12 protein-coding genes and 1 pseudogene are annotated in these 18,741 nt (G+C 62.4%); 4 read left to right on the forward strand and 9 right to left on the reverse strand.

All coding sequences use genetic code 11. The features are described from left to right. Positions 1–91: 91 nt before the first annotated feature. From DW870_RS00170 to DW870_RS00180, 3 genes are all read right to left on the reverse strand, one after another. On the reverse strand, positions 92–3,757 hold the full coding sequence (locus DW870_RS00170) for a UvrD-helicase domain-containing protein (protein ID WP_117848434.1): 3,666 nt from the start codon (positions 3,755–3,757) through the stop codon (positions 92–94). Positions 3,758–3,760: 3 nt separating this feature from the next. Further along, positions 3,761–6,859 carry a PD-(D/E)XK nuclease family protein gene (locus DW870_RS00175; RefSeq protein ID WP_117769521.1) on the reverse strand — a complete coding sequence of 1,033 codons (3,099 nt, stop codon included), beginning with the start codon at positions 6,857–6,859 and terminating at the stop codon, positions 3,761–3,763. 184 nt (positions 6,860–7,043) lie between these two features. Then, a complete protein-coding gene (locus DW870_RS00180; RefSeq protein WP_022094855.1) occupies positions 7,044–7,343 on the reverse strand; it encodes a YerC/YecD family TrpR-related protein in 300 nt (99 codons plus the stop codon). Positions 7,344–7,667: 324 nt separating this feature from the next. Here DW870_RS00180 and DW870_RS00185 point away from each other — a divergent pair, with 324 nt between their 5' ends. Beyond that, positions 7,668–8,033, forward strand: coding sequence for a phage holin family protein (locus DW870_RS00185; protein WP_117769519.1), 366 nt, complete (start codon positions 7,668–7,670; stop codon positions 8,031–8,033). A gap of 141 nt (positions 8,034–8,174) precedes the next feature. Here DW870_RS00185 and DW870_RS00190 read toward each other — a convergent pair whose 3' ends face one another. Next, a complete protein-coding gene (locus DW870_RS00190) occupies positions 8,175–8,603 on the reverse strand; it encodes an Rrf2 family transcriptional regulator (RefSeq protein WP_022094857.1) in 429 nt (142 codons plus the stop codon). Between the two features lie 253 nt (positions 8,604–8,856). Between DW870_RS00190 and cysK the strand changes: the two genes are divergently transcribed. Both cysK and mnmA read left to right on the forward strand, forming a co-directional pair. Continuing rightward, positions 8,857–9,795, forward strand: coding sequence for a cysteine synthase A (gene cysK / locus DW870_RS00195; protein WP_117769517.1), 939 nt, complete (start codon positions 8,857–8,859; stop codon positions 9,793–9,795). A 178-nt stretch (positions 9,796–9,973) separates the two neighbouring features. After that, positions 9,974–11,077, forward strand: a pseudogene (mnmA, locus tag DW870_RS00200) (tRNA 2-thiouridine(34) synthase MnmA); the annotation flags it as partial. Positions 11,078–11,213: 136 nt separating this feature from the next. Here the strand turns inward: mnmA and DW870_RS00205 are convergent. The 3 genes from DW870_RS00205 to DW870_RS00215 all read right to left on the reverse strand — a co-directional run bounded on the left by DW870_RS00205 (position 11,214) and on the right by DW870_RS00215 (position 14,910). Beyond that, a complete protein-coding gene (locus tag DW870_RS00205; protein WP_117769513.1) occupies positions 11,214–12,257 on the reverse strand; it encodes a M42 family metallopeptidase in 1,044 nt (347 codons plus the stop codon). A 604-nt stretch (positions 12,258–12,861) separates the two neighbouring features. Next, on the reverse strand, positions 12,862–14,028 hold the full coding sequence (gene fucO / locus DW870_RS00210) for a lactaldehyde reductase (RefSeq protein WP_117769511.1): 1,167 nt from the start codon (positions 14,026–14,028) through the stop codon (positions 12,862–12,864). 165 nt (positions 14,029–14,193) lie between these two features. After that, positions 14,194–14,910 (reverse strand): YoaK family protein, encoded by a 717-nt coding sequence (locus tag DW870_RS00215; RefSeq protein WP_117769509.1) that lies wholly within the window; start codon positions 14,908–14,910, stop codon positions 14,194–14,196. Positions 14,911–15,163: 253 nt separating this feature from the next. On the opposite strand from DW870_RS00215, the gene DW870_RS00220 reads away from it, so the two are divergent. Then, positions 15,164–17,299 carry a YgiQ family radical SAM protein gene (locus DW870_RS00220; RefSeq protein ID WP_233547367.1) on the forward strand — a complete coding sequence of 712 codons (2,136 nt, stop codon included), beginning with the start codon at positions 15,164–15,166 and terminating at the stop codon, positions 17,297–17,299. Positions 17,300–17,455: 156 nt separating this feature from the next. Here DW870_RS00220 and DW870_RS00225 read toward each other — a convergent pair whose 3' ends face one another. Then, positions 17,456–18,364 carry a CPBP family intramembrane glutamic endopeptidase gene (locus DW870_RS00225; protein ID WP_158556879.1) on the reverse strand — a complete coding sequence of 303 codons (909 nt, stop codon included), beginning with the start codon at positions 18,362–18,364 and terminating at the stop codon, positions 17,456–17,458. A 23-nt stretch (positions 18,365–18,387) separates the two neighbouring features. After that, the gene (locus DW870_RS00230) at positions 18,388–18,609 is read right to left on the reverse strand and encodes a hypothetical protein (protein WP_022093947.1); all 222 of its coding nucleotides are present in this window, start codon (positions 18,607–18,609) and stop codon (positions 18,388–18,390) included. Between the last annotated feature and the right edge of the window lie 132 nt (positions 18,610–18,741).

Raw genomic sequence — 18,741 nt, forward strand, 5'->3', positions numbered from 1 at the left:
CACGGCTCCTCTTGAGTTGCGGTGAAATAGTTCCCGCTTGGGCCATCTGGGCCGCAATACAGGAACTATTCCACCGCAAGCTATCTGAGGGCTAGAGATTGTAGGTGACTACTTGGGGCTCGGCGGGATTGACGAAGAGAGTCGGATCGGCCTGCTCCACGCGAACGAACTTGACGGTCACAGCCTCAAAGCCCGCCCTGCGCAGAACGTCGGCGTAGACGCGCGCCTGCAGGGCGTGCTTCTCCTGCAGCTGTTCCGGCGTCTCGTCCGGCGCGCCGCCCGTCTTGTAGTCGATGACCAGCGCACATGACGAATCCGCCGGGTTCGTCGCCAAAGCGTCGATGGCGCCCTCGGCATAAGCACCGTAGCGAGCGATGTCCTCGTCCTCGCAGCCCAGTGAAAAGAACGGCACCTCGGCGCGAACGCACGGCCACGCGAGCAAGTCGGCACGAACAGCCGACTTGAGCCAGCGGTCCAGGGCAACGTCGAAGCGCTCACGCTGCTCCGGCGTCAGGCACCACAGGCGCGCCAGCGCATCGGCACGCTCAGCGGGCAGCGCATCGGCACCCATCTCGATCAGCCACTGGCAGGCGGCATGGAACGCCGAGCCCAGCGCCATGGGGTTGCCGGCGGGCTCAACGGCAGCCACGTCTGCATCCGTCATCTCCGAGCCATCCGACTCCGCATCATCGCCGGCCTCGTCCATGGGCACGTGTGCCTCGGCGGCACGATCTTCCGTCTCGGCATGGAGCGCCGCGGCGATTGACGAGTAGCTATACGAATCACGCATCGGATACGGACAGATGCCCATGCGCACGCCCACTGCCTGGGAATACACAAGCTCAAACGAATCGGGCTTGGGGTCGGCAGGACCGGGGACGGTTGAGCGCGCAGCATTATCGGCGGCATCGGCATCGCCACGAACAAGCCTGCCCTCGGCATCCAGCGAAGCGTTGGCCTCAAACGCCTGCTCGCCAAAGGTAAAGTCCGAAAGCGAAATGAGCTCGTAGTCGCCCGGCTGGGAGTTGTCGAACACCAGGCGGTCGGCATCGAGCTGCGGCATGTCCAGAGCGTCGGTCGGCAAAATACGGCGCAGCACGTCGTAGGTCAGATCGGTCTCGACATCGAAGGTCGGCGCCGTCACCTTGCCACGGCTCACGCCAGCATCCATCGCCAAGATCACCAGCTCGCGCGCACGCGTCATGGCAACGTAGAGCAAGCGGGCCCGCTCCTCGAGCGAAAGCCGCAGGTCGTCGTTGCGCAGGCGGGCAAATGCCTCGGCGGGAGAGCCCGTCGCACAGACGTCCTCCATGAGCTCCGGCGGCAGCCACAGCGACGTGCCCTTGCCCTTAAACGCATGCTCAAACTGCTTTTTGACGTCGTCGCCCTTCACAAAGGTACCGTCGGCGAGCTTAACGCCGTCGAAACGTGCCGGCAGTGCCACGACCTGTGCTCCGCCCTCGACGCGACCCATCTGTGCCGCACCCGAGGACTTACGCACGCCAAAGCACTCGGCGACCGCCACGACCGGATATTCCAGACCCTTGGAGGCATGCACCGTCATGATGCGCACCGCGCCGTCGCCCCCCTCGTTGAGGGCACCCGGGGCTTCCTTGCCCGCCAAGAAGCGGTCGAAGGCCAGCGCGATGGAACGCGGCGAGTTGCCGAACTCGGCCTCCGCCTCGGCCACGGCATCGAGCGCCTTGAGCACGTTGGCGGCAATGGCCTTGCCCTCGGGACCACGCTGTGCCAGACGTACAAACCAGCCGGAGGCGTTGACCACGTCGCGCGCGATGGCGGCGAACGAATCGCGGCCAACGCGACGAAGCGCATACCGCAGCACCTCGCGGGCGCGCGTCACGAGCGGCAAGTCTTGCAAACCCGGCACATCGGAATCGCTCATGATGCCCGCATCGATGTTGCGGCGCGACGTCTCGCCCGTCTGATCGTCGAGTTTGGTCGCCAGCGCCAGGAACTCCTGGGCGCCGAGTGCAAACATCGGCGAGGCGAGCAGCGGCATAAGGCCCTGCGCCGTATCGGCCGGATTGGCGAGCGCACAAACCAGGGCGCGCACCGTCTGCACCTCGGCTGCTTGGGCAAAGACCGAGCCGCCCGCGATGACGCAGTCGAGCCCCTGGTCGCGGAAGGCCTGGGCGTAGACGTCGGCGTTGGTCATGCGGCCCAGCAGCAGCACCATGCCGCCCTGGGGCTGGCCGGCATCGGCAAGCGCGCGGAAGCGCTCGGCGATCGCACGGGCCTTGGCCTGTGTGCGCTCCTGCGTACTGCCGCCGGCAACAAAGAGGGCCTGGCGACGCGAGGCGTCTGCCACCAGCGTGTCCTTGCGGCCGTCGCTCGCCTCAAGATCCAAAAAGCCCTGCATCAGGCCGCCGTCATCGCCATCGAAGACGCGCGCCACGTAACGCAGCACCTCGTCATGGCTGCGGAAGTTGCGCACGAGCTTGACGAGTTCACCGGCCGGTGCCCCGGACGAGGCCGACACCTCGGACGAAGCGAGGACGGCGCCCGGGGTGCTGGCAGCTGCCGCCGCGCCCGAAGCGCCTACCTTGCGCTCCTGGCGACGGAACACCTCGACCTCGGCGCCGCGGAAGCGATAGATCGACTGCTGTGCATCGCCCACGGTGCACAGCGCGCGCTCCCCCGCACCCGTCAGGTAGCAGATCAGATCGACCTGCATCTGGTCGGTATCCTGGAACTCGTCGATCATGACCATCTTAAAGCGGCTCTCGTATGCCACTCGGATGGCCGGGTAATCGCGCAGGGCCTCGTAGGCCATGCGCAGCAGGTCGTTGTTGTCGAGGGCAGACTGGGCAGCCTTCAGCGCGCGGTACTCAGCCTCTACAGAGCGGGCCAAGCCCACCAGCGCATCGAGCGCCGGGCCACCGCAGGCAAGCACGATATTGATAAATGCATCGGCAGCCTCCGCCTTGAGCAGCTCGACCTGCTCCTTGGGGAACGCCTTGCTCGCGCGCGGCATGGTGCACGACATCATGAGTCGCGCCGCATCGGCCATGGTCTTGCCGCTCGCCTCGAACGCGTCGATGGCATCGAGCGCCGTCTGCGCCTTCTCGGTCGCGGCCTTGCTTGCGCCCAGCGCCGCACGATAGGCATCGGCAAGTGCCGAGGTATCGGCCTGGCCGCGCGCCACGCACACGTCGTCCATACCGCCCGGCAACTGGCTCGACAGCTCCAGCAGGTCGCGCACCAGGCCCTTGATGGTCGTGCCGGTGCCAAAGGGGCCGCCCTCGCCCGCCATGGGATACCAGGCATAGAGGGCCTTGAGCGATGCCGCGAGCTCGGGGGCGGCATCGGGCGCCGTCGCGCGGGCCAACACATGCTCAACAGCTTGGTCCATAAGTTCGTCGGTATCGGTGAGCACCGTGAACTCGGGGTCGATACCCAGCTCCAGCGCATGCGCGCGCAGGATACGCGAGCACATGCCGTGAATGGTCGAGATCCACGCGTCGTCGACGGTCAGTGCTTCCTCGTCCATGCCCTCGTCGATAAGCGCACGGCGCACGCGGTCGCGAATCTCGGCCGCGGCATCTTTGGTAAAGGTAATGGCGAGCACCTGGTCCAGATGCTCAACGAACGGACCTGATTCGGGCGAGAGCGCGTAGACGATGCGGCGCGTGAGGGTAAAGGTCTTGCCCGAACCGGCGCCCGCCGAGACAAACAGCGGACGGTCGAGCGTTTTGACAATCTGCAGCTGTTGCGGCATCAAAGTCGAAAGATCCATGGTCTACACGTCCCTCCTTACAAACGTTCCTTCGTGGTTATACGAGCAGCGCGCATGCGCGGCCTGAGCCGACGTCGGGTCGATGGCGGCAACGTTGCCTGCCTCGAGCTCGCGCAGGCGCTCGGCGATGCCAGCCTCAACGCGATCGAGCAGGGCGTCGAAGTCCATGCTGCCACCCTCGCCGGGGAAACCTTTCTTAAGGCCCGGGATGCGACCGTCGCCGCGCTCTTCCTCGAGCAGCTCGGCGCTCGCAGCACCGCGCAACGCCGGCTTGCCACCCTTGGTCGAAAAGTAGAGCGCCGCGCGGGTGTCCAAATCCAGCGCCCGGCGCATGGCCTGGGCGTAGATGAGCGTTTGGGTATGTGGTGGCAACCAGCGTGGATCGTCGATGGGCGCCGTGCCCGATTCCTCGTCGCGCACCGTAGGGTCGGCGAGCTTAAACTCCTCAACGCCCGTGCGATGCTTGTAGTCGATCACCACGGCACGATTCTCGGCGTCCACGTCCACGCGATCGATGCGCCCGCCAAGCGGCCAACCGGCATACTCGACCTTGAGCTCGTTGAAGGCGAACTCCAGGTAGCGCGGGGCAAAGGGGGCAAGTGCCTCGGACTCGTAGGCAAGCACACCCTCCAGCTGCGGCAAGATCTCGGCCACCTGGCGCTCCTCCACCGCAGAGAGCGGCACCAGCGGGCCCTCGTTGCCACGCTTGGAGGCATGCTCGGCCAAGGTCTCGTCAAAGACCTCGCGCAGCAGCTCCTGAGCACGTGGCAGGTTCTCGGGCGTCACGCGCTCCATGCCCTCCTGGGGCAGACGGGCGTGCAGGTGTTCCAGCACGTCGTGGACAAAGTTGCCCTTCTCCATATTGCCAAAGCCTGCGTCGATCGACTGGGGCTTCACGCGGTACGAGACGAACCAGCATAGCGGGCAGGTCGAATAGGCCTCGATCTGCGAGGCAGACGTCAGGCGCGGCACGAGCGGCGCGTCCTCACCCTCGCCATCGCGACGGCGCAGGACCAGATACGGAATGGCTTCATCGCTCAGATGCTGAGGAGCATCGCAGGTCACGCGCTCGCGCCTAAGACCTTCGCCTGCAGCGGGATCAAAGTCGGCGATGATATCGCCCTCGCCCACGCGCATGGGCTTGGCAGCGCCAGCGGCCTCGGCATGTGCCCACAGCTCGGTCCATACGGCTGCCGGGTAGCACTCGCGTGCCTGGCGATCGTGCGTCACACGGGCGAGCGCGACCGGACCGCTCGCCGCCTGCATCGCACGGCCAAAGCGCACGCGCAGCAGGGCAGCGGGCTCCAAAGACACGCCGTCGCGGCGCAGCTCGGCTGTCAACGTGGCAAGCGGGCCCTCTTCGTGCGAAAGCGGATAGCTGTCCAGGTCGACATCGGCAAACAGCACGGCATCGTAGCTGCCAGGGCGAAGAACCGACGCATCGGCAAGCGACGCGAAGCGCACTTGTGCTCGTGGTGTGCGATCGACCTCATAGGTCTCGTAATCGTAGGCGGTACTGCGCTTGTCCACCTTGGTTCGAACGCCGTCGAGAACCGGCACGGTCGCGGCCTGCGACACGTCGAGCGCGCGAGCATCGTTCATAAGGATGTCGATGGCATGGCGCAGCAAAGCCGTCTCTGCCTGGCGACGGGCCTGGCCGTCAAGGCCGCCTAGAGCGCGATCGGGCAACGCCTCGGCAACGGCAAGCATGGCCTTAAGCGCCGTCACGGGCTTGTCACGCCACAGCGCCTGGAACACGTCCGAGACCACACACGGTACGTTCTTAAACCAGTTATCGTCGCTCGTCGCCTTGCGCGCGCCCCTCACCTGGCCCTGAACGCTCTGCAGCAGGCTCTTGACGCCCGCGGTAGTCTTGCTGCGCGAGAGACGCATATTCTTATCGAAGGTACGGGCATTGACGGCATCAGCGCCCGAAAGCGGACTGTAGATCCAGTCGGTAAGCTCCGGCGCGGGCCACCACTCAGTCTTGGAAGCGGTGCCCTCGTCGGCGGCTTTCATACGCTCGATCAGGTTGGCGAGCGCCGTAAACTGCCTGCCCGCGATGGACTGGGAAAACGCCGTGAACTCAGTCGTCTCGGCCGCAATGTGACGTGCCGCCAAACGGGCGGCGAGCTCGCCGAACAGCTGGGGTGCCCGGGCAGAAACGACGAGCACGCGCACGGGGTCGGCGGGCGTTGCAGTAGCTTTATCGGCCTTGGACTCCTTGTGCGCTTTCACCAACTTATCGATGGCGTCCGCATAGACATGAGCACGGGCATGGGGGCCGGCGACCTCAATAAAGGCAGGCTGAGCGGCGGCCCCGCAAGCGACATCAGACGCGACGGCGTCCTCCCCCAGCGGCGCGATCTCAAACAGCACACCGCGGGCATCAAATGCCGTGGCAAGCTCCTCGCGCATCGCCGCCTGCTCGCAGGCAAGCAGCACGACGACCTCTCCCCCATTGTTCGCCACGGCAGACAGCAGCTCGAGTAGACCGTGCGTAAACGACGTGGTACCGCGCACGCATACGGCGCGGGCGCACGCCGGCAGGCTATCGGCCAAGGCACCGGCCATAATGTCGGCTGCCTCGCAGGGCTCGACCATATCTCGACGGTCCAAACCGCCCGCGTAGGCACGCAAAAGCTCAAACACACGAGCCTCGGCATCGCTTTTTGGCTCAGGCTGGCAATTGTTGCCACCGCATCGCTCGGCCGTCGTCCCCGCCACACCCGGCAGCACATCGCGGGCCATGCGCGCGAGCATGCGCACCGTGCCCTGGCTACGCGAAAGCGGCTGCAGGTCGGCATCGTCGCGGCGGGCAATCATATCCGAAAACAGCATCTGACGTTGCAGGTTGTCGACGAAACCGCGCCCGTCGCCCAAAAGCTCCCAAAGCGAGCGAAGCCACGATGCGGGTGTCTTGTAGTCGATACCCAGCGAAATGCCGGCTTCCGCCGCATCATGACGGCACAGATCGAGCTCGGCAAACGTTGGTGCCAGCAACACGGCACGCCCGTGACGGGCAATAAGGTCGGCAAGCAGCGCCGACTCGGCATCGCTCAAATCCGTGCCGGCATTGGTGGTATAGATTCGAACAGGCATGGTCCTCCGCTCAAACCGTTCGCAATAATCAATGCATCCATCCTACCCGCCCAAGCGGACACATTGCCACCGCAGTTCCATCTTTTGGTACAAAGCAACCTGAACCCAACGCACCAGCCGATTGCAGGCATATAAAAACCGCCCCCGGAGGGACGGTTCTTCGTAATTCAATGTTGTCGCTGGCCTACTCGCCATCCTCCAACTTAATGAGGATCTTGCGGTAGCCACCGTACTCGCCGTTCAGCGCCTTTGAAACGCGGCTCACCGTGGTGGACGAAGCGCCGGTACGGGCCTGAACCTCAACATAAGGCTCGCCCTCGTCCAAATAGCGCGCAACCTGCAAACGCTGAGAAAGGTCGCAAATCTCGCGCGGCGTGCAGATATCGGTCAAAAACGCTTGGATATCCTTCTCGTCGTCCAAAAGGCTAAATGCGTGGACCAGCTGCTTGACATCAGGCTTGTCAAACATGTTCTCGATATTCATCGATCACCGCCAAACCCGCCAAAAGGCATCGAAGTTGATACTGACATCGGGCATCGTTCACCCGTTCTATGCAATAGGGCAACGCCTGTGGCTTTTGCCCGTAGCAGTGTAGCACACCACCAAACTAAAGCGACAAGACTCTCTGCCAGCGGCGCGTTTTTCAGGACGAACGCCGTTTAGAAACCGTATGCGCACGTAAGCTCCACGAATATTTGAGACAATGGGCGCCCAAACACCGCGGCGCGCCCGCGCAACCATCCAGGTCGCCGCCGCAAGCCGCTTCACGCGACGCCAGCAACCCCGGCGCAAGAAAGGATTCACGCCATGCGCTTTATGCTTAACTGGCTCTTCACCTCGATCGCCATCGCGATCGCCACGTTCCTCGTCCCCGGTATCCAACCCTTCGGCTTTGCCGAGACCTGGGTCTGCTTTGCCTTTGTGGGACTGTTCCTGAACATTGTCGATTCGCTCGTCAAGCCGTTCCTGACCGTCATCTCACTGCCGCTCACTATTATTACGCTTGGTGTTTTTCAGCTCGTAGTCAACAGCTTTATGCTTGAGCTCGCGAGTTACCTGTCGGTCAACCTGCTGGGCGTCGGCATCTCCATCGCCAGCTTTGGATCGGCCTTTATGGGCAGCATCCTGGTGTCCATCACGCGCAGCATCCTCGACAGCATCGCCGAGGACTAAAACGGCCATTCCGGCCGTGTCCGTCTCAACAGCCCAAAACGAAGGCCGCCCATCGCAAAAATGGGCGGCCTTCTTATTTGCCAAGTCTCAAAGGGCGAGAAAATCTACCATTTCCACCCCGTCCCCAAATGCAGGTGTGGGTTAGATGACGTAGTCGTAGCCATGGTTGGGAGCGACAAGTTGATCGAGCGTCACACCGTCGAGGTAGTCGTTGATGAGCTTGTCCAGGTTCTTCCACACGTCGAGCGTGGGGCACTCATCCGAACGCGAGCAGCCCTTGCAGTCGCCATCCAGGCAGGCGACCGGCGCCAGACTGCCCTCGGTCAGGCGCAAGATCTCGCCCACCGTGTATTGCTCGGGCGGGCGCGTGAGCACATAGCCGCCGCCCTTGCCGCGCATGCCCGAGAGCATGTTGGCGCGCACGAGCGTAGCCAAAATGTTCTCGAGATATTTCTCGGAAATCCCCTGTCGCGCCGCGATCTCTTTGAGTGGGATGCGACCGGCTGCCTGGTGCTCGGCCAGATCGACCATAACGCGCAGGGCATATCTGCCCTTAGTAGAAACCAACATGTATAGTGCTGCCTTTCGGTCATTTAGTCCGTAGAAATTCTAGCCGAAATATTGGTTTTGAAAATACCCGTTCCGGTCAAGATGGTTAATCGACTCGTAATAATCTTCTATTTCCTATTGCGTTACTAGGCTTTACTGTCTACTATGCTTGCCAACAGCAAAACGAACAACCCATAAGGTTTGTGGGTTTCGCTGCTACACACACCGTAAAACCACACGGTATCCAGTCATTTGAACACTTTGGAGGTTCACCATGAGCAAGGTTTACACGTCCATCGATCAGCTTATCGGCCACACCCCGCTTCTGGAGCTCACCCACTTTGAGGGCGACGAGGACCTCAAGGCTCGCGTGCTCGTCAAACTGGAATACTTCAACCCCGCCGGATCCGTTAAAGACCGCGTCGCCAAGAACATGATTGACGAGGCCGAGAAGGCAGGCAAGCTCGTGCGCGGCGGCGACTACACCATCATCGAGCCCACGAGCGGCAACACCGGCGTCGGCATCGCCTCGGTGGCGGCGGCTCGCGGCTACAAGGTGATCATCACCATGCCCGAGACCATGTCCGTCGAGCGCCGCAAGCTGATGCAGGCATACGGTGCGCAGCTCGTGCTCACCGACGGCTCCAAGGGCATGAAGGGCGCTATCGCCAAGGCCGAGGAGCTGCAGAAGGAGACTCCCAACAGCATCATCGCCGGCCAGTTTGTGAATCCCGCCAACCCGGCCATTCACAAGACCACGACCGGCCCCGAGATCTGGGACGACACCGACGGTCAGGTCGACATCTTCGTCGCCGGCGTTGGCACCGGTGGTACCGTGACCGGCGTGGGCGAGTTCCTCAAGGAGCAGAACCCCGAGATTAAGGTCGTCGCCGTCGAGCCCGCCACCTCCCCGGTGCTCTCTAAGGGCCAGGCTGGTCCGCACAAGATCCAGGGCATCGGCGCCGGCTTTGTGCCCGACGTCCTCGACACCCAGGTCTACGACGAGATCATCCCCGTCGAGAACGACGACGCCTTTGCCACCGGCCGCGCCGTGGGCCACAAGGAGGGCGTGCTCGTGGGCATTTCGTCCGGTGCCGCCGTGTGGGCCGCACTGCAACTGGCCAAGCGTCCCGAGAACGAGGGTAAGACCATCGTGGCCCTGCTTGCCGACACCGGCGAGCGCTACCTGTCCACGGCACTGTTCCAGGACTAAGGGCCCGTCACTTGTCGATAGGCCCAAGGCACGCCGGTCTACCCTCTCTTCTGGCGGCCTGAGCTCATCTCGTTAGGGTGTCCCACGAGACGTCCGAACTTGCTACAATGTCTGCGGCGCGGAACCAGCCTCCCGCGCCGCTTTTCTTTTTTGGCCACATGCCACCAAGGAGAACCTCCCCATGCACAACAAGCGCGTGCTCGTCGCCATGAGCGGCGGCGTCGATTCCAGCGTGACCGCGTACCTGCTCAAAAGCCAGGGCTACGAATGCGTCGGCGCCACCATGCGCCTCACCTGCCCCGCACCCGATCCCATCACGGGCATGAGTAAGGTCGACCGCGACATCGCCGACGCAAAGGCCGTCGCCGAGCGTCTGGGGATCCCCCATCATGTGCTCGACCTGCAGCAGACGTTCGACCGCAACGTTATCGAGCGCTTTGTGAACGCCTACCAGGAGGGACTGACGCCCAACCCGTGCATTATCTGCAACCGCCACATTAAGTTTGGCGCGCTGCTCGATGCGGCGCTGGACATGGGCTGCGACTACATCGCAACGGGACATTACGCCAAAACAAGCCAGGCGGCAGACGGCACCTGGCAGCTACATCGCGGCGAAGATTCCAAAAAGGACCAGAGCTACTTTTTGTATTCGCTTACGCAGGAGCGCCTGGCGCACACGATCTTTCCGCTGGCGGGCCTAGACAAAGAGCGCAACGTGCGCCGCATAGCCGCCGAGCAGGGCTTTACCAACGCCCAAAAGGCCGAAAGCGAGGACATCTGCTTTATTCCAGACGGCGACTACGCGGGCTATATCGAGCGCCGCTGCGGACATCCCGCTGCACCGGGCGACATTGTGTGGCGCGACGGCAGCGTGGTCGGACGCCATAACGGCGCGTTGCGCTATACCATCGGCCAGCGCAAGGGCTTGGGCGTCGCGATGGCGCATCCCGTGTATGTGACGGGCGTCGATGCCGCCAACAACACCGTGCATCTGGGCGAGGCCGAGGACCTAACGGCCACAGCACTCACGGCCGACGACTGGATCTGGAGCGCCCCTGCCGACCGCATGGAGGCAGAACTCGATGCCGGCGGCATTCGCGTGGGCGCCAAGTACCGTTACCGTCAGAAAGACCAAGCAGCGACCCTTACGCGCGGCGAAGACGGGCAAATGCTGCTGACTTTTGACGAGCCGCAGCGAGCCATCGCCCCCGGCCAGGCCGTTGTAGTCTACCACGGCGACATCGTCCTCGGCGGCGGCACGGTGACCGGCGCACTTAAGTAGCCCCATCCCCTTCATAAATTGCGGTGAAATAGGGACTGTTTAAGCGTTTAAAACCGCCAAACAGTCCCTATTTCACCGCGACTTAGAGAGGACGGCCTCGGTCGGTACTGCCGTATCAGCCGAGGCCGCTGCATCGTTAGCGCTGTACGTAGGCGCGGACGAGCTCGTAGGTGTTGCGCACGCCGTCCATGTGGCTGCGCTCGTAGTTGTGGCTCGCGTACACGCCGGGGCCGATCAGGCCGTGACGGATGTCGTAGCCGGCGGAAAGCGTGGCCTCAACGTCCGAGCCGTAATGCGGGTACACGTCGATAGCGTAATCGAGCTCAAGCTCGCGCGCGATATTGGACAGCGTGGTCACCAGGTCGTAGTTGTACGGACCGCCCGAATCCTTGGCGCAGATCGACACCATGTGCTCGGTGCAGCCTAGGTCGTCGCCCACGCAGCCCATGTCAACGCTGATCATCTCGCGCGTGTCGGCCGGCACGAAGGCGCCGCCGTGGCCCACCTCCTCGTACACGGTAAAGAGCAGCGAAACCTTACGCGAAAGCGTCACCTCACCAGCGGCGACGGCACGCGCCAAGCCCAGCAAAATGGCGGCCGAAAGCTTGTCATCCAGGAAGCGGCTCTTAATGTAGCCGCTCTCCGTCACCGTGGTACGCGGATCCATAGCGATGATGTCGCCGGTCTGAATACCCAGCTCGAGCACATCGTCCTTGCTGTCGACGTTCTCGTCGAGCAGGATCTCCATGTTCTTCTCGACGGTCTTGACCGGCTCGTCGGCAACGTGCGCCGAAGGCTCGGTATTGAGAACCACGCCCGTGTACACATTGCCGTCACGCGTGTAGACAGTGCAGTTCTCGCCATCGGCCGTAGACCACTGGTGCCCACCAAGCGTCGTGGGACGCAGGCGGCCATTGTCCTTAATGGAGCGCACCATGGCGCCCAGGGTATCGACATGGCTCGCCAGTACGAGCGGCTCACCCTCGCCACCAAGTTCAACGAGCACGTTACCCTTATTAGAACGCTCAGGCCCAAACCCCATATCGCGCAGCGTCTCCATCAGATAATCAGTCGCCGCACGGGTATAGCCCGTCGGCGAAGCAATAGAAGTCAGCGTCTTAAGCTGTCCCGCGATATAGGAGAGCGTCTCCTCTAGAGAAGCATCGATTACAGAAGCCATGTGCATCCTTCCAAGCAAAACTAAGACCGAGTCCCGATTTTAACCGTTCTGCACGCGCAAGGCTCTGGGAGCCGAGCCACCTCCAGACGTCCTCGCGCCGATTTTGCGCACGAGCACGGCTTACGATCCCAATCTTGCATAAATCCTATCGGTATCTGCATAGAAATGAGGAATCTTTTTGCTTCGTCTCAGGGTACCCCACCTTGGGCCGTGCAAAAAACGGAGTATTCAGCATCGTGGGCCCCAACGACCCCATCGCGAACGACAAAACGACGCGGTTACAGCAGTGTTGCGGGTCGTCGCAAAGCAGAAACTCAGTAACAACCCCCTCCACTCATCGATAGCCCACCCGCAATGGCTGTCGATGGGCGCCTGCGGGCCACTACGGGCCATTCAAAACGTTATGCATTTTTAAGAGCTTGCTGAATACTCCCAAAAATGCACGCTGGGAAGTGCACCACCTATCCGTAGCGGGCAGTACACCTTGGTTTTGCCCGTCTCAGGGCATCGACGCAGCACAAAAAGCCCCGCCATGCGTAGCACGGCGGGGCCAGCGGCAAGTCAAAAGACCATACGCCTACGGGCGAAGGACCACCAAACTGGGTTAGGCAACCGGGCAGATCTTCTTGAAGAGCTCGATGACGTCGTCGAGCGTCGCCTCGCGCGGGTTACCCGGGAAACAAGCGTCGGCCATGGCGTCCTTGGCCAGGACCTCGATCTCGTCAGCCTTCATGGCCTCGCAGACGTGCGGGATATTCACGTCGGCGGAAAGCTGCTTGACGGCGGCGATAGCGGCGTCGGCAGCCTCGTCGGTGCTCATGCCCGTGGTGTCAACGCCCATGGCGACGGCAACCTTGGCCAGACGCTCGGCGCAAACCGGCTTGTTGAACTCCATGGCGATCGGCAGCAGCATGGCGCAAGCGACGCCGTGCGGGGTGTCGTAGTGAGCGGACAGGGTGTGAGCCATGGCGTGGTCGATGCCCAGGCCAACATTGGAGAAGCCCATGCCGGCGACATACTGGCCAAGGGCCATGCCCTCGCGGCCGGAGCCGGGCTGGCCGGACTTGGCCTCGGCAACGGAGTCGCGTAGGTTCTCGCTGATCAGCTTGATGGCCTCAAAGTGGAACATGTCGGAGAGCTCCCAAGCGCCCTTGGTGGTATAGCCCTCGATGGCGTGGGTCAGAGCGTCCATGCCGGTGGAGGCGGTCAGGCCGGCGGGCATGGAAGCCATCATGTCGGGGTCGACGACGGCGACCTCGGGGGCGTCGTTGGTGTCGACGCACACGAACTTGCGGACCTTCTCGGGGTCGGTGATGACGTAGTTGATGGTCACCTCGGCAGCGGTACCGGCGGTCGTCGGCACGGCGATGGTGAACACGGCGTGGTTCTTAGTGGGAGCAACGCCCTCGAGGCTGCGGACATCGGCGAACTCGGGGTTGTTGATGATGATGCCGATGGCCTTGGCGGTGTCCATGGAGGAGCCGCCACCGATGGTCACGATAGCGTCAGCCTCGGCGGCCTTGAAGGCCTCGACGCCGTCCTTGACGTTCTGAATCGTGGGGTTGGGCTTGATCTCGGAGTAGAGGCTCCAAGCGATGCCGGCGGCGTCGAGCTCGTCGGTCACCTTAGCGGTAACGCCAAACTTGACCAGATCGGGGTCGGAGCAGACGAAGATCTTCTTGTAGCCGCGACGCTGGAGCTCGCCGGGGATCTCCTTGATGGCGCCGGAACCATGATAAGAGATGGTATTGAGAACGAAACGATTAGCCATTGATAGCCTCCCATCGTGTGCGGGGCATCCATTACGCCCCACGCTATGAGTCCCATCCTAACGCTTTTGAAACAAAAAACGCGTGAGAACGTCAAACTATTTAAAGCGTTTCAACAGATGATGAAAAATAATGCGGCGAAGGGACAGCCCCTTTGCCGCATTCGGTTACTTTCGGCAGCCCTCTTTCCAAGCCTCGGCCGCAACCTTCCAGCGTAAGCGCAAGTCGCGCTCGCGGTCGATGAACATGATGGCAAACGCGACAAACAGCAGCAAGCTCGCCACGACGATGGCGTGCAGGCCCATGCGCTCAATACACCAGTTGCCCAACACGGCGCCAAACACAAAGGTAAAGATCACGCCAAAGTACAGCAGGCCGTTTTCCAAAAAGCCGCGCCTGTGGGTGATGATGTAATCGTCCACGTTTTGCAGCGCGTTGCGCAAGTTGCCGATGCACATGGTCGTAGCGATGCCGTGACCGTGGATCTTGCGGAAGCTCTCGACCTGCATGCCGCAGGCAAACGAGGTAAGGCAGTTGGCGAGCAGGTTGTAACCGCCACCGGGGATAAAGCTCACGCCCAGCAAGATGACGGCTTCAAAGAACACCGTCACCTGACGCCAGTGGATCACGCTGCCAAACCGCTCGTGCACCAGGTCGGCAAGCATAATGCCCACGGCAAACGACACCACGGGGAAGAAATAGCGTCCCGCCAGCACCCAATTGCCCTCCGAAATGCTCACGCCCACAAGCAGGATGTTGCCCGTCTGCGCGTTGGCGAAAACATGGTCGCGCCCAATGTACGAATACACATCCATAAAGCCACCGGCGAGCGCCAGGATAATGCCCAGTTCGATGGACTCCGATATCTGTTTGGCACGCTGCATCGTCGTGCATCCTCCTTGTTGACGACCCTCTCGTGCGTTGGCGGAAACATAACCGCCGTTCATACTGTAACCCATTGACAACATGGCGTGCGCGCGAGACGGGTTCTCCAACGCGCAGATACACAGTCTGGAAACAAACGACTGGCTCAGCGACGCTCTCACTCACCAGCTCATGTACTCCCCCAGTCTTTTTAGCCCCGCCCCAAAAAGACTGGTTACAATTACGTGCAGCATACAAACACCGGGAGGGATCGTGGCAAAAAAGCCTCAGCACGCTCAGAACAACCAGCGCAGTCAGCAGGGCAAACAGGGCCAGCAGCAAAAGCGTGGCGGCAAGGCCCAGGGCGGCCACGCCGCTCATACCCCGGCAGCGCCCGCCCGCCCCTGGCGCCCGGGCCGCGATAAATTCCTCCCCGTCAGTCGAGCCGACATGGATGCACGCGGCTGGGACCAGTGCGACTTTGTCTACATCTGCGGCGACGCCTACGTGGACCATCCCAGCTTTGGCATGGCCATCATCAGCCGCGTCCTCGACGCGCACGGCTACAAAGTGGGCATCATCTGCCAACCCGACTGGACCGACCCCGCCAGCATCACCGTGCTCGGCGAGCCGCGCCTAGGCTTTCTCGTCAGTGCCGGCAACATGGACTCTATGGTCAACCACTATTCGGTGACCAAGCATCGCCGCCACACCGACGCCTATACCCCCGGTGGCGAAGAGGGGCGCCGTCCCAATCGCGCCGTCACGGTCTACGGCAACCTCATCCGCCAGACGTTTAAGGACGCCCCCATCATTATCGGTGGCATCGAGGCAAGCCTGCGTCGCCTGGCCCACTACGACTACTGGCAGGACAAGCTCAAGCGCTCGGTGCTGCTCGACTCGGGCGCCGACATCCTCATCTACGGCATGGGCGAGCACGCGATTGTCGAGATCGCCGACGCGCTCGACGCGGGACTGCCCGTCGACCAGATTACCTATATCAACGGCACCGTCTACCGCACCAACTCGCTCGACGAGGCCTACGACTACGACCTGCTGCCCAGCTGGGACGATCTTGCCGCCGACAAGCTCAACTACGCGCGCAGCTTTAACGTGCAGCAGCAGAATATGGACCCCATCACCGGCCATCGCCTGGTAGAGCCCTATCCCAACAGCGTCTATGTGGTGCAAAACCCGCCGTCGACGACACTCACCACCGACGAGATGGACGAGGTGGCAGAGCTCCCCTACGCACGCGATTGGCATCCCGACTACGACGCGGCAGGCGGCGTGCCGGCCTTTGCCGAGATCAAGTTTTCAATCAGCTCTAACCGCGGGTGCTTTGGCGAGTGCTCGTTTTGCGCCCTCACCTTCCACCAGGGTCGCGTGCTGCAGATGCGCAGCCACGACTCGATCATGCGCGAGGCCGAGCTGCTCACGCACGACCCCGAGTTTAAGGGATACATCAACGACGTGGGCGGACCGACGGCCAACTTTAGCCGCCCTGCCTGCGACAAGCAGCTCAAGCACGGTGTGTGCAAGAACAAGCGCTGCCTGTGGCCGAGCGTATGCAAGAACATGGTGGTCGACGAGAGCGGCTACACGCAGTTGCTGCGCGACCTGCGCCAGCTACCGGGCGTCAAGAAGGTCTTCGTCCGCAGCGGCATCCGTTTTGACTACACCATGGCCGATGCCTCGGACGAGTTTTTGCGCGAGCTGCTGGAGCATCACGTCTCGGGCCAGCTGCGCGTAGCGCCCGAGCACGTGAGCGACGCCGTGCTGTCTGTGATGGGCAAGCCGAGCCGCGCCGTCTACGACGCATTCTGCCGTAAATTTGAACGCTTGAACCGCGAATACGGACTCAAGCAGTACGTAGTGCCGTACCTAATCTCGAGCCATCCCGGCTCAACGATGAAGGAAGCTGTGGACCTTGCCGAGGCCGTGAGAGACATGGGCTACATGCCCGAGCAGGTGCAGGACTTCTACCCCACGCCGTCCACCATGTCGACGTGCATGTACTACACCGGCGTGGATCCGCGCACCATGGAGCCGATCTATGTGGCGCGCGACCCGCACGAGAAAGCCATGCAGCGCGCGCTCATCCAGTATCGCAAGCCCGAGAACTACAAGCTGGTGCGCGAGGCGCTGGAAAAGGCCGGCCGCCGCGATTTGATCGGCTACACCAAGCATTGCCTGATTCGTCCCGTGCCCCCGCGTCCGGGCGAGACGTCTGCTGGCGGTGGCCATGGCACCGGCAAGAAGGGCGGCAAGGCCCACGGTGGCGCCGCCGGCAAGGGACCCAAAGGCAGCAAGGGCCACGGTGGCATGTCGCGCGCGCAGAACACTGCCGGACGCAACCGCGCGGCCCAGGGACGTCAGGGCGCCAACGGCGGCGGACGCCACAACTAGCGTGGCGAGGGCCGGCCGGTGCCTCTTGGCCAGTCGGCGTCTCCTCATCGCCCAAGCGTGTTTTCCCTAGGGGAAACACGCTTGGGCTGTCTCCAGTCGTGATTTCCCTAGGGGGAACACGCTCAGACACGCCTAGCCGTGTTTTCCTTAGGGGAATCACGCTTGCTGGCAGGGACGATCCGTCTGGCACGTCAGTTTGAGCGACCGCATCGCCTCTACCAGCACAAAGCCGGCGATGCCAACCGTGACCACAACGTCGAGCGGCGTATTCACAAACCACGGCAGCCCCATGAGATACGACCCGGCATTAAAGGCAAAGTGCAGCAGGATCGTGTAGCGGAGCTTTCCGGTGGTCACGAGCACCCAACCGAAGATGAGGCCGGCGGCACCCGCGTAGCAACCCTGTACCCAATTCATGTGCATAAAACCGAAGATTGCCGCCTGCAGTACAATCGCCGCTGCGATACCCCACGTGCTTGGGGCCGCCCAGGGCACCATGGCGCCGCCCTGCGCGCTCGCACGACGCCGGCGCTTCCAGAGCGGACGGCACTGCGGGTTAAATGCTCGGAGCGAAAACTCAAAAATGATACCGCGCACCAGCAGCTCCTCGCAAAACGGAGCGCCGATCACCGTGGTCAGGACGGCCAGATAGCTCGTTTCGCCCATGCCCGTCTCCTCGACAAGTTCGCTGTAATCGGCCGCCGCCTCGGGCAACAGCGACAGCACAGCGTCGGTCACGTAGCCAACGACCACCTGCAGGGCAAGGCCGATCACGATAACGCAGGCGATGCGCCTCCATGCTTTGCCTGCTCCCCCGCCAAGCGGGCGCTCGCCCTGCCAGCGCGCCATAAACGAGCGCGGCCACAGATAACGCCACCACAGCAGTGCCATCAAAAACGACGCCATCTGCGCGGCAGCCTGAAGCAATTGAATATCGAGGTCGTCAATCGAAAAGCCCATGAACACCGACGCGACACCAAGGGCGGAAAACAAAACGACGCTCAGGGCAATATCGGCAGCGACGACGCCAAAACAGGCAAGCGCCCAAATCATCGCATTGAGCATGCCAACCTCCTCCCGACGACTAGTCATTGGGGACGTTCTTCAACGACTAGCTGTTGGGGACACTCTTTACCAAAAGCCCCGCTCGGCGAGATGTCGAACGGGAAGGTGCCGCAGCGATTGAAGGCGGCGATAAACATGCGGATGGCGTTGGACGGCGTAGTGCCCACGAGCTGGGTTGCCGCCGCGAAGGCCGCCTTTTCCTCGGGCAAGACCTTCGCGACAACCGGGGTCATGTGTTCTGCCATGGCGCTTCCTTTTTGAAACGACGGTGGTGCGGATGGATGCGGGCCACGCGGCTGGGCGACGGGCTGTGAAGGCAACCCGATTGGCCCGCATCTTGAGTTTGTTCTACGGCGTTGGTATTACTTGGTATTCCT

It is taken from the genome of Collinsella sp. AM38-1BH (genome assembly GCF_003467545.1).
GTDB lineage: Bacteria > Actinomycetota > Coriobacteriia > Coriobacteriales > Coriobacteriaceae > Collinsella.

Excerpts from the sequence above, each read along its gene's own strand:
- DW870_RS00180 (WP_022094855.1), bottom strand. The coding sequence starts at position 7,343 with ATGAATATCGAGAACATGTTTGACAAGCCTGATGTCAAGCAGCTGGTC.
- DW870_RS00175 (WP_117769521.1), bottom strand. The coding sequence starts at position 6,859 with ATGCCTGTTCGAATCTATACCACCAATGCCGGCACGGATTTGAGCGAT.
- DW870_RS00190 (WP_022094857.1), bottom strand. The coding sequence starts at position 8,603 with ATGTTGGTTTCTACTAAGGGCAGATATGCCCTGCGCGTTATGGTCGAT.
- fucO (WP_117769511.1), bottom strand. The coding sequence starts at position 14,028 with ATGGCTAATCGTTTCGTTCTCAATACCATCTCTTATCATGGTTCCGGC.
- DW870_RS00205 (WP_117769513.1), bottom strand. The coding sequence starts at position 12,257 with ATGGCTTCTGTAATCGATGCTTCTCTAGAGGAGACGCTCTCCTATATC.
- DW870_RS00185 (WP_117769519.1), top strand. The coding sequence starts at position 7,668 with ATGCGCTTTATGCTTAACTGGCTCTTCACCTCGATCGCCATCGCGATC.
- DW870_RS00215 (WP_117769509.1), bottom strand. The coding sequence starts at position 14,910 with ATGCAGCGTGCCAAACAGATATCGGAGTCCATCGAACTGGGCATTATC.
- cysK (WP_117769517.1), top strand. The coding sequence starts at position 8,857 with ATGAGCAAGGTTTACACGTCCATCGATCAGCTTATCGGCCACACCCCG.
- DW870_RS00225 (WP_158556879.1), bottom strand. The coding sequence starts at position 18,364 with ATGCTCAATGCGATGATTTGGGCGCTTGCCTGTTTTGGCGTCGTCGCT.
- DW870_RS00230 (WP_022093947.1), bottom strand. The coding sequence starts at position 18,609 with ATGGCAGAACACATGACCCCGGTTGTCGCGAAGGTCTTGCCCGAGGAA.
- DW870_RS00170 (WP_117848434.1), bottom strand. The coding sequence starts at position 3,757 with ATGGATCTTTCGACTTTGATGCCGCAACAGCTGCAGATTGTCAAAACG.